We start from the raw sequence: 10,963 nt of genomic DNA, 5'->3' as shown, positions 1-10,963 counted from the left end.
GCCAGGCCGGCCTGCGGCAACGTCTCAACCGTTGGCGCCGATAACCTGATGGGCGTAGGCATTGGCACGAAGGTCCGAACGCTCTGTACGCGCAGATATTTCAGGTCGCTGCGATAGGTCACCGCGCCCGTGTCAGGGTTGCGGATGATCAACCCATAGCCAAATGGGAATTTCAGCGACCCGGCTTGCACGACATCGAAGATGTACCACTTGCCCGCCGCCGGCTGGCTCTGGCAGAAGATGTCGAACGACCAGTTATTCCCCGACTTGGTCGTCTGGATGACCGAGATCGGCCATGTCCCGGTGATGGCCAGGATTGGCGCGGTGGCAACCACATTGATCGTCGTATCGGCGCCGGCGTTTAGGCTATAGGTGCCCGTGGCCAGGAGCGCATGGTTCGGATAATCCGACCCCACCTGCACCGAGTTAGGACCGTTGCGGAATCGCGCTCCAATGGTCATGAGCGAACCCCGTAGATGATCAGCACGACGATCGTTGCCGCCGTCCAGGACAGCACCCCATTGCTGTCGATGCTTGCCGATGGGTAAGTGTCGAGAGGCGTGATTTCCGTGGTTGGGTTGACTACGGCGAACGGCAGGCCCGTCGCGAAGCCGGGGTGTGTGAGCGCGCCGGCGGTGTTTGCGGTGGTGAGTACCGTGCCGAGGATCCGCGTCATAGAGGTAGACGTGTCCAGCAGCACGTCGCCGGTATCCTGCCGGCGAACGCGCAAACCGATAGTCATTAGCTGAGCTGCCCGAGTTCGACGACAAGGACGCCATTGGCCAGGTTCTTCATGCGCATGCCATTGCCGTCGATCGTGTTCGTCATGGCGTCATTAGCGAACTGCATGTAGCCGCCTTGCGACACGCTTCCCTTGTTGATGATCCAGCTGGGTATGGCCGACGAGTTGGTGGACACTGACTGGATCGTCGCGCCGATCTTGGCGTTCGTGATCGTGCCATCGGCAATGAAGGCCGACTTGATGAACACCTGCCCGCCGGTGACGATGAACGGGAATTGCGCGATCGAGGCCGGGTCGTTCGGATCGAAGATCGCGAGCGTCGTCGCGCCGAGCAGGATCTCGGATGTGACCGTGCCACCCGAGGCATCGACGCCAAGTCCGATCGAGGCCGCATAGCGCTGACCGTTGGCCGCTATCTGCGTCTGAATGAAGTAGTTGGCTGATAGCTTCCCGCTGGCATCGGCAGCGGCTTGCGAGCTGACCTGCACGGCCGCCGACATGTCGCCCACGGTCGCCTGGATCAGGTCGACGCGCGAAGCCGTGGCGCTGTCGCCATCCTGGATAAACGACAGCAGCGTCCAGCTGCCTGCGAAGTTGATACCGTCGCCGGCGTATTCGTCAGCGTCGCCGGCCATATCGGGCGTGGCCAGCTGGATCGGCAACTTCACGTTCTGCGCGAGCTGCGTCAGGCCGATCTGGTCCGTCAGGTAGCTCAGGATCGGATCCGCATCGGACGTCGCCTGGCCAAGCACCGGCCCGATCCATGGGCCAGGGTCGTTATTGGTCTTGCTGACCAGCCGAGCCCAAAAGTAGAAGGCGTCGCCAGCCTTCATGTCGCCCTGGATCGTCTCGATGTTGTTCGGGTATGCCGGCGTGCCGTAGAGCTGCGAAGCGTTGAGGTCATTCGTCACGCCGTAACGGATCTCGGTACCGGCCGCGTCCAGCACACCGAAGCCGGTCGGGAATGCCCACAACAGCTGGATGCCGAACATGCGCGAGTTGGCCGTCAGCGACTGCAGCGCGCCAAGCGGCCACGGCTTGCCGTCGACCGTCACCGGATTCTGGTTCCAGCTACCAGGAATGCCGGCGGTGCCGATCGCCCGGGCACGCACGATCCATGCGCCAGCCGGGATCACTGCATCAATCGTGTTGGTCGCACTGATACCCACCGAGCGCCAGGTCACTCCACCATCGAACGACACCTGGAACTCATAGGCGGAAGCACCAGCCACCGGAGCCACGAACAGGTGCACCGTCTGCGTGCCGGGGTTCTGATTGACACCCACGCTACCGACATCCGGAGCGCCGGTGACAGGCGTCAGCAGCGACGGCGAGCCGGGCGACGGGACGGCACTGTCGGTCTCGGCGATGTACACACTTGGTGCGTAATTCACTGCCTTCAGCTCATAGGCGTTACTGCCCTGTGGCGTGCAGCTAAGCATCAGAACGGATTGCGACTGCTGACTTCCTGGTCCGAACTGGAACGCCGTTGGCTCGGCGGAACTGCCATCCGAGATGAACAATGCGGCCTTCTGCTCATCGGTGAGATCCGTGAGCACCATATGGGTCAGATCGGCGCCCTGCACGACCTTGTATGGACCTTGGCCGGAGCCATCCAGCGCGCGTAGGCCGACGAAATGCTGCTGGCCTTCGAACCAGGCCAGCTCCTGGCTGGTTTCCAGAATCATGGTTTCCGGGTCGTAGCTGGCGATTCGGCCCGAGATGCCCCATTGCGGCATGTCGTGGCTGACATCGATGCGATCACCGTATTGCGGGATCAGACCATCAAGTTCCATTTGCCACGTGACGAATTTGCGTTGATCGCGGTTGCAAGCAGACATGTACATGCCCTCGCGGAACGCCTGGTCGCGCGAGGTGCAGCCGGTGAGCTGGATCGACTTCGGGTTGAGCTTCTGGCTACCTGTCAGCGCGCAATCGACGGTCTGCGGCTGCCAGGTGTTCGTGTTGGTGTATTCGACCTGGACGAAGTCCGAGGTATCGAACGTCGGGACCGAGTAGCTGATTTTGAGCGAGTTGGACAGGATCTGGTCGGGGGTAACCAGTAATGTCGCGACGGCTCGCGGTTCGTCGCGGATCAGCTCCACTACGCCGGCGTAATACATCGGCATCGCTCGGCCCACGCGGGCGATCTGCGTCACCGCATCCCAAAGCGTGACCTTTGTGTCGAAGATGCCGTCGTAGGTGTCGCCACGCTCGTCCCACGTCTGGGCGTGCGCCAGCAAGCCCTGCAGGTTGAGGCGCTTATCAGCCCACCCGCGACCATAGGTCGTATTGCGGAAGGCGTCAGCGATGGCCCAGGCCGGATTACGCGTAGCCTGATTGGTCCAGGCGGCACCGTTCCAGACAGGGAGGACGCGCGTGCCGATGATGTTCAATTGCCGCGAGTTGGCGCCACTGATCTGCTCGCCGGCCTTGAGCACCATCGCGATCATCGTGCAGTCGCCATAGGTCAGCTGGCTCGGCAGGAAAGCCTTCATGCCCTGCCAACTGATCTGGTTGACGATCTGGCCATCCTGCTGCTGCGGCGCATTGGCGCGCACGCGCACCTGGTAGCGGCCCGCTGGCACCGAGCAGTTGTACGAGGTGAAGATCGCCTTCTCGACATCCGACCACTTGCTTTCATTGACGATGTCGAACCAGTCGCCGAGCGTGTTGCCTTCGTCATCGATCAGTTGGGCCTGCGCCTGCCACGGGCTGTTGGCCGTCTGTTTCTTGCCGTTGGCGTCATAGCGATACAAGCCACCAGGCCATGCCATATCCAGCACAATCAGGTTGGTTTGCGTCTCCGGCGGGCAGGCGACGAACGGCCCGCTCCAACTACCTCCATCAGCCGGGTATTGAAGCTGGATGCCGGTGACGTCCTGCGAGCTGACGACGTTGTCGGGAAATAGCGTGACCTGGCCGCCCGGCTGGATCACCTCGTACTGCACATCGTCGAAAGACGTGATGTCGGTCTCACCGAGACGGATCTGCTCTATCTGCATCGAGCCCTGAGTGACGACGAATAGCTGGTACAGGTATTGGTCGTTACCGCGATAGTCGGTGTAGGGCTGCGCGGCGAAATCGGGGATGGAACGGAACCGGCCGTATAGCACCGGCATGGATTCCATCAGGCGAGCGGTATTCCCCTGAGCGCCGATGCTGTAGTTGGGACTGCTGTCGCCTCGGTTCTGGCCAGCAGGGGGCTTTGGCGGCGGCATGATCGCGTTGAGCAACGCGTTGCCGACCATGGTCACGGCAGCGGCAGTAACGCCGTAAACGACAGCTCCAAGTGTTGTGGCAGTTGCCGCGCCGACGGTGGCCAGACCTGTCGCCAATACGGCTGCCGCGCCAGCCGTGATGATCGACAGCGCGACGATGGCCAACACCGCCAGGATGCGCGATCCGCCACCGCCACCAGCCGGAGGCTGGGCGATCACGATCAGGACCTCGCCATCCTTTAGGCAACGCTTCCAGTCGGCCGCCAGCAAGAAATCCTTGCCATTGGTTGTAACGACAAACGGCTTTGTGCGGCGCATGCGGCGACCACGGCCAATGATCAAACCTTGCTTGCGCAACTGCGTATCGATGCGCGAACGGCCTTTGACGCCATGGATACGGCGACCGACATGCGGACGAGCCCAGTTCGTGATTTCAACGATCGTCGACTGCATGACTTTCCTTTGGGCAATAAAAAACCCCGCCGGAGCGGGGTTGATCTGAGCGAAAACTTTTATCTATCAGTCAAAGTGGAATACCTGATCCTTTGGACAGGTATCGAACTTAAAGTTATTCATTCCAGGGCTGGCCTCTTCCCATTCGACTCCTGCGCCGGTATATCGAAAACGCCTAAAACCGGTGTAACCGCCAAAACCATTCTTTGCGTTTACATATCCACAGACATCAATGTTTTTTCCAGAGATGAAATATGTGATGTCTCGCCACTGCGCCGAACTTGGGTCCCTCAGCTCTTTTAATACTGCATCCTTGGCTGGTTGCGCGTGATCTGTACAGGCCGCCAACATGGCGATTGCCAGCAATAACCATTCCTTACGCATAATTCCATTCCCCCTCCCATTGAAAGCCCGAAGGTTATCTCAATCGTTAAACCGGATGTACCGACGCCGCGAAAAGCCCATCAGGCGCAGCTTGTGCTCGCGTGTCCAGATCACGCCGATGCCTTCGAGGGCATGTAGGACACCTGCGCCGTCGCAGGTCAGCCAGACGCCGACGTGCGGATGGTCACCGCCACGCAGGATGACCCCGTCGCCGTGGACGGGACGCTCGACCTGTTCCCAAATGCCCGATTCCAGCTTGTCAGCGAACAGCTGACGCATGTCCTGACCGAACGGCAGATCGGGCAGCGCGTGGCCGAAATACGCGCGCTGGCAATGCAGCAGAAGCCCACGGCAATCGTAGGTATCCGGACCATCGGCGCCGAGCTCGTAACGCTTGCCGACGAGGCTGTTGACTTGTTCCGGTGTCATCGAATAAGCCCAGGGAAGGTCTGTGGCAGATAGAACCGATGCGGGAACGACCAGTTGTTCACGTCATCGAGCGTGCAGGTGATCTGAATCTGGAACACGTCAGCATCGATGTCCGACACGTACATGTCGATCGGCGGATCCATTTGCGGCTCGGATAGGTCCGACAGCAGATAGGGTCTATAGATGACCTGGATTACCTTCGGATCGGCCGCTGCCTGCTCGAGCGGGCCCATGATTTCCCGGCCCACGTTATCCAGCGTGAGAATCAGTTGCGGCACATCGCCCTCGGCAAAGCCAGGAAGCTTTACGTCGAACGCTATGGCTGTGAAAAGTACGGTCTCGCCGGGATTCATCGGCGCGTCCGCTTCGAGCGTGGCGCTGATATCGTCATAGCCGAGAACGAGCCGCGCAGGCATAGGATTGCCGTTTTCATCGACGAAAGCGGGGTGAATCAGCTCCAAGGTATCGAAGATGATCTGATCGGCAGGAGCACTGGCATACGCTTCTTTCAGCGCTTGACTATAACCGGCCATTACGGAGTCATCCGTAGTGCCAGGCTTTCCAGCTTGCCTTGAACACTGAATTTGTCAGTGGCACCCGAAACACCGTTGTTCTGATATGACTCCGTGAATCGAGCTCGCACGGAAAACTTGCCGCGGCCGTTGTATAGCGGAACGACAAACCACATGCTCCCCTCGCCGATTTCCTGCTCCCAGAATGTTTCGAAGATCGCGAGCTGTGCGGTGGTGAATAGCCACGTTGCAGCGATATTCTTCGGCGTCGTCAGGAACCGGCGGCGCTGCCTCGCCAGGCCGCCATCCATGTTGGTCCGCGAAAACGGATCGACACCCTTGTAGTTGTAGTCCGATCCGACAAGGATCGCCGGCAGATCCGCCGGCCATACGGGATCTGCCATTACACATTCACTCCATTATTGAGCCCAAATCGACCAGTGAACGCCTTGACCAGCGGTCCCTTGCCTTGGGCAACATTGCCGGCCATCTTCTGCTCGATCATCCCGACAAATATGTCGATCTGTGGATTGCCCTGGCTGTCCTTACTCTGCTGCGCTGTTGCCTTCTGGCCGCTGCCGTCGCCGCTGGTGTAGATGTTCAATGTCATGCTACCGCCATCGGCAGCGATCGTCTGCGATGCGGACGTAGTCGGTGCAGCGCCGCCCGCACCTGCCTGCGCAGCTGGCTGCACATAGCCATCGCTGCCACTAAGCAAATAGGTTCGTGCGCCTGCGCGATACAGCTCGGGCTTACCGCCCTCGGCAACCTCGTAGATGGTGCCTGCCGTGGTCGGGCCACCGGTCGCACGACCTCCACCGAACATGCTGCTCCAATCGGAGCTGCCGAACGACGTGCTGAGTGAGCCTGTGCCGGTATAAGTATCACCACCCAGAACGTTGCTGTCGGTGCCGACGCCGCTGTTGCCAAAATAGCTACCGATGAAGTTGCCTAGCAGCTGGAACAAACCACTCGTCGCCGCCTTGACCTCCATGCGCGCCAAGTCAGCGATGATCGAGTTGGCCAGCGAGGTGAAACTCAGTTTGCCAGTCTGGGCGAACTGCACCAGTGCATCGGACAGCCCCGAGAAGGCATCGTTGAATGCCTGCTCTGTCTGGCTGGCCACGTCCTGTGCGGAACGCTGGTAGTTGTCCAGCGCGCGCTGCGCACCGACGGTCCAATCCGACTGCATGGCATCGCGCTCGGCATAGAACGCCTTCTGCGCGGCAAGCTCCTGGTCCAGAGCCTGCTTGTAGTCGCTGACCTCCTGGTCGTACGTCTGCGGCGTGATCTTGTGCTCGGCCAGCTGCTTACCGGCCTGGGCCTGCAAGTCGTCGTACTGGCGCTGGATCGCGCGCAGGCCTGCAGCGTCCTGGGTGTATTGGCTGCCGCGGCTGAGGCCGGCCAGCGAATCGCTGTTCGCATCGCCCTGCTGCTTCATCAGCCGAGCAATGTTGTCCTGCACGACCGCCATCGCTTCGAGCTGCTTCTGATGCTCCTGGGCAGCCTTCGCCGCATCGCCCTGAGCAACGGCCTCATCGAGGAGGCTTTTAACGTAGTCCTTTTGCGTCGAGCTGAGTTTCAGGTGTCCGGTGGCGATGTCGTTGAGCACCGTGACGCGCAGTTTCTCCGCTGTGGTCAGCTTGTCGTCGCTGGCCGCAGCCTCGGTGTCCTGAGCGATACGGTCTTTGATCGAGGTGACGACGTTGTCGTACGCCTCCTTTTGCTGCTTGGCTGCCTCGATCGCCTGCTGCGCTGCTTTCTTGGCAGCGTCGGCCGCATCCTTCTGGGAAGCGGCCTGGATCGCGGTGGCTGCTGCTGCAGAGAGCGCACCGGTGGCGTCATCGCCCACACCAGGAACGCGTGCCGATTTCATGGCCTGCGCCAGCGCGTACTGCTGCTTCTGGACGTTGTTCATGCCGTCCGTGGCGGCCTGCTGGCTTAGCTTCGTGGCGTCCTGTTGGAACTTGGCAATCGCGTCCTTGACCGTCTGCGTCGCCGTATCGATCTGCGCTGCATTGGCGATGACCGTCATCTTGTAGGTCCACTCGCGCACGCCAGGCGCGCCGAGCTTGTCGGCTTCGGTGAGGAAGTCATTCAACGCCGGCGCGGCCTTGCCCCAGATCGCCTGGGCGGTGTCACCGAACTTCTGGTTCAGTTGATCCTGCGCCGTGGTGAGTTCTTGAACCTTCGGCGCCAGCGCCTGGATGCGGGCCTGCACCAGATCGAGCTGCCGCTGATCGAAGGCATCGGCTGCGGCGTTGCCGCCGTTGCTGGTGGTGCTGTCGCGGGCACTGATCTGCGCGATCAGGTGCTGTTCCTGTGCACGCAGGTTCGCCAGCGCAGCCTGCTGCTGTTGCACCTGCGCGCCCGACGTATCGGTGAAATCGATGGTGGCCTTGATACCCATGGCCGAGCTGAGCTTGCCGTACTCGGTCGTGGCCTTCTGGACGCGTTCGATCAGCGCGTCGAGCGACTTCACCTGCTCGCCAGTTTCCTTCTGAAATTCTTCGGCACGCTGGTTGTACGAGTAGACCGCATAGGCGACGGCACCAATGGCGGCGATAGCCGCACCCCATGGCCCGCCGACCAGGCTCAACGCAAAACTGCCCAAACTGGCTGCGCCGCGGCCGAGCAAGCCGAGCGCGCTGGTAGCGGCAAGTTCACGTTCCGCAACGGCCTGCGCCTCGGCGGCGCCGGTACCGGCAGCACGCGCTTCGATCAGGCGCATTTCCAGCGCGATCTGCTGTTGCTTCAAGGTGGCCGACGCTGCCACCGCGCCGTCGTATTGCACCTGAGCTTTGTTGTAAGCCGTCAGGGCTGCCTCGGCCTGCGCCGTGGCCACGGCCTCAGCACGAATGTTCGCCGACAGGGTCGCCGCATTGCGGACGTGCGCGAGCGTGGCCTGTGCGGCGGCATCCTCGGCCTCTGCTTTGACGATAGAGGCCTGGGCCGCGTCGCGTGCAGCCAATGCCTGCTGCCGTACGGCCACAACGCCGTCCAGCGCAGCCTCAGTCGCCTTGAGCTGCGTCGCGGCCTCTGCGGCCTGTGCATCGGCAAGGTTGGCAGCCTCGACGGCTGCGGCGCGCGCCTGAGCCTGCTGGCTGACAAGCGCCGTGCCAGCGCTGGCCGCGCCGCCCACGCCGGTACCGACCAGACGTGCAGCCGCCAAACCGCCAGCGACGCCTGCCAAGCCCGCCAGGTTAGACAGGTTGGCAGCCATCGCGCTGATGCTGGCCTCGGCCGCCTGATCGAACAGTCCGCCCGACAGATCGGCTTTCAGCTTGAACCAAGCCGTCGACAGGCGATTGAGCGACGCGTTGATGCCGGTGGCTGCATCGTCGGCGCCCTTGCCGGTCTGCTGCAACGCCTGGATCAGTGCTGGCAGGAAGCGCTGCACCGTCAGGTCGCCACCTTCCAGCAACTGCTGGAACGACTTGCCGGCGAGGTTCGTGCCTTGGGTCATCTGCATGACGGCCTGCTGGAAGCGCGGCACGACACCGGGGATGGCCTGGCCAAGCTGCAGCTGCAACTCCTGCGCCTGGATTTTGCCCTTACCGAAGATCTGCGACAGCGCAAGGATCGCGCTGCCGGTCTGGTCGGAACTGAGGTGCAGGACCGTGGCCGATCGGGCGAGACCATCGAACAGCGCCAGCTGCTGCGACATCGAAATGCCGTTCGCACTGGCCGCCGCCGACATCTGCGAGAAGCCGAGCTCGGCGGTTTTCAGGTCGAGGCCCAGCTTGTTCGCCTCCTCGGCGATCTGGGCATACGCCGTGCCGGCGCTGAGGCTGTCGCCCGTGGCGGCGACAAGCGAGAAATGGATCTGCTGGACAGCACGCTGCGCATCGATGAGCGACTGCACGCCGGTCTTGACCGACTCGAAGCCCACAAAACCGGCAGCAGCTGCATTCAACTGCTTAATGGTGGTCGCAGTAGTCGACACCTGCTGCCGGATCTGCGCCAGCGAATCATTCGACTGGCGTGCAGCCGCCACCATTTCCGAGCGAAAGACAGCCGACGAGCCGATCAAGTCGGCCCGGATCTGGGAGACAGTTGGCACGGTTGCGTCCTAAAGGGTGTTGATGACGAAGTCGCCGAATTCGAGTGGGTCACCGTTGGCGGTGACGTGGCCACCGGTGGCAGTCATGTGCGTGAGCCTTGCGAGCATCCGTTCGAGCCCGGGCGAAACAGGATGCAAGTTGCAGTACGCGATCAGCTCCGACAGCTCGCGCGAGGTGAGCTGCCGGAGCAAGATCGACGGATGGGCTACGCCGAAGCGCTCGCAGAGGTCGAAGAGCTGCCGTCGCCCGGGGCGGCCGCGGAGTTTCCCTCCAGCTCCTTGATGTCGTCCTTGCTGATCGCGTTGAGCTTGCTGGCTTTGGCGAATAGCTTCTGGATCGTCGACGCCGACAAGCTCCCGACAGCGGCAACTTCGTCATCCGTGAACAAACGACGGCCGTCTTCGTCCACCAGGCAACGCACGATCAATCGGGCGCGCGTGTGCTTCGGATTGAACTTCGCCTTACCCTCATCATCCAGGGTGAACTGCTCGCCTTCCCAGGCATCGCGTTCGCTGGCCGACAGTTCCTGCAAACGCACGTCGCCGCCCCATTCCTTGACCGTGACGTCGACATTCTTCTTGCGATCAGCGCCGAGGATCTGGTCTTTCGTGAGTAGCTTCGTCATTACGCGCCGCTCCCACTGCTAGCGCCGACCGCCGGGCCCGTCCATACGATGTTGCGCGGACGGACGGTAACCTGCGCGGTTTCGACAGCGTTGGCACCGTCGGGTAGCGACCAGCCGCCGACTTCGCTCTCGAAGGTGAACACTTCACCCTGGCCGGTGGTACCGCGAAAGAACAGCGTCGGGCGCGGACGCGTGAAGCACGCATCGCGGGCCATGTTCTGGCCGGCGTCATCGATGACGCGCTGGAACTTGATCGTCATGTCCTGGATGTCGTCGAGGCCACCGATGTATTCCTTTTCGGTGGAGTCGTAATTGGTGGCGTCCAGGAACTGAGCGGATCCGGTCGAAAACGGCGTGTCCGACAGCTGGCCGATCTTCGTCCAGGTACCGCCGCTGCCGCCCGCGGTGCTCACCTCCAGCTTACGTAGCTGGGTACTTTTGGCTTTATTGGCCATGGTGGTCTCCAAAAAGAAAAAGCCACCCGGAGGTGGCTTAGAAGGTGCCGCCGAAGCGGCTGAGGTCCCGCGGTTGCG

General features: G+C 61.7%; 10 protein-coding genes. All 10 read right to left on the bottom strand.

The window, feature by feature from the left end; genetic code table 11:
- On the bottom strand, nt 1–461 hold a 461-nt coding region (locus tag ACZ6WW_RS23435; RefSeq protein WP_465276323.1), incomplete at its 3' end, for a hypothetical protein.
- On the bottom strand, nt 458–742 hold the full coding sequence (locus ACZ6WW_RS23430) for a hypothetical protein (RefSeq protein WP_465276322.1): 285 nt from the start codon (nt 740–742) through the stop codon (nt 458–460). The genes ACZ6WW_RS23435 and ACZ6WW_RS23430, both read right to left, overlap by 4 nt.
- Entirely contained in the window at nt 742–4,416 is a 3,675-nt protein-coding gene (locus tag ACZ6WW_RS23425) for a host specificity factor TipJ family phage tail protein (RefSeq protein ID WP_465276321.1), read from the bottom strand. The genes ACZ6WW_RS23430 and ACZ6WW_RS23425 overlap by 1 nt, the downstream gene beginning before the upstream one ends.
- A gap of 66 nt (nt 4,417–4,482) precedes the next feature.
- Nucleotides 4,483–4,800 (bottom strand): hypothetical protein, encoded by a 318-nt coding sequence (locus ACZ6WW_RS23420; protein WP_465276320.1) that lies wholly within the window; start codon nt 4,798–4,800, stop codon nt 4,483–4,485.
- Between the two features lie 39 nt (nt 4,801–4,839).
- Nucleotides 4,840–5,229, bottom strand: coding sequence for a hypothetical protein (locus tag ACZ6WW_RS23415; protein WP_465276319.1), 390 nt, complete (start codon nt 5,227–5,229; stop codon nt 4,840–4,842).
- Nucleotides 5,226–5,762: a DUF1833 family protein gene (locus ACZ6WW_RS23410; protein ID WP_465276318.1), complete on the bottom strand. Its 537-nt coding sequence runs from the start codon at nt 5,760–5,762 to the stop codon at nt 5,226–5,228. Before ACZ6WW_RS23410 ends, ACZ6WW_RS23415 begins: the two co-directional genes overlap by 4 nt.
- Complete coding sequence (locus tag ACZ6WW_RS23405) at nt 5,762–6,145, bottom strand: hypothetical protein (RefSeq protein ID WP_465276317.1); 384 nt, start codon at nt 6,143–6,145, stop codon at nt 5,762–5,764. The genes ACZ6WW_RS23410 and ACZ6WW_RS23405 overlap by 1 nt, the downstream gene beginning before the upstream one ends.
- Nucleotides 6,145–9,804 (bottom strand): phage tail tape measure protein, encoded by a 3,660-nt coding sequence (locus tag ACZ6WW_RS23400; RefSeq protein WP_465276316.1) that lies wholly within the window; start codon nt 9,802–9,804, stop codon nt 6,145–6,147. Before ACZ6WW_RS23400 ends, ACZ6WW_RS23405 begins: the two co-directional genes overlap by 1 nt.
- 206 nt (nt 9,805–10,010) lie before the next feature.
- On the bottom strand, nt 10,011–10,430 hold the full coding sequence (locus ACZ6WW_RS23395) for a hypothetical protein (RefSeq protein WP_465276315.1): 420 nt from the start codon (nt 10,428–10,430) through the stop codon (nt 10,011–10,013).
- Nucleotides 10,430–10,885: a hypothetical protein gene (locus ACZ6WW_RS23390; RefSeq protein WP_465276314.1), complete on the bottom strand. Its 456-nt coding sequence runs from the start codon at nt 10,883–10,885 to the stop codon at nt 10,430–10,432. Before ACZ6WW_RS23390 ends, ACZ6WW_RS23395 begins: the two co-directional genes overlap by 1 nt.
- Between the last annotated feature and the right edge of the window lie 78 nt (nt 10,886–10,963).

Source organism: Dyella sp. NPDC103356, assembly GCF_055584465.1.
This window is presented reverse-complemented; position numbering and strand designations above follow the sequence as displayed.

What these genes read in the sequence shown, in the direction of transcription:
- ACZ6WW_RS23390 (WP_465276314.1), bottom strand. Translation starts at nt 10,885, where the DNA reads ATGGCCAATAAAGCCAAAAGTACCCAGCTACGTAAGCTGGAGGTGAGC.
- ACZ6WW_RS23430 (WP_465276322.1), bottom strand. Translation starts at nt 742, where the DNA reads ATGACTATCGGTTTGCGCGTTCGCCGGCAGGATACCGGCGACGTGCTG.
- ACZ6WW_RS23425 (WP_465276321.1), bottom strand. Translation starts at nt 4,416, where the DNA reads ATGCAGTCGACGATCGTTGAAATCACGAACTGGGCTCGTCCGCATGTC.
- ACZ6WW_RS23420 (WP_465276320.1), bottom strand. Translation starts at nt 4,800, where the DNA reads ATGCGTAAGGAATGGTTATTGCTGGCAATCGCCATGTTGGCGGCCTGT.
- ACZ6WW_RS23405 (WP_465276317.1), bottom strand. Translation starts at nt 6,145, where the DNA reads ATGGCAGATCCCGTATGGCCGGCGGATCTGCCGGCGATCCTTGTCGGA.
- ACZ6WW_RS23395 (WP_465276315.1), bottom strand. Translation starts at nt 10,430, where the DNA reads ATGACGAAGCTACTCACGAAAGACCAGATCCTCGGCGCTGATCGCAAG.
- ACZ6WW_RS23415 (WP_465276319.1), bottom strand. Translation starts at nt 5,229, where the DNA reads ATGACACCGGAACAAGTCAACAGCCTCGTCGGCAAGCGTTACGAGCTC.
- ACZ6WW_RS23410 (WP_465276318.1), bottom strand. Translation starts at nt 5,762, where the DNA reads ATGGCCGGTTATAGTCAAGCGCTGAAAGAAGCGTATGCCAGTGCTCCT.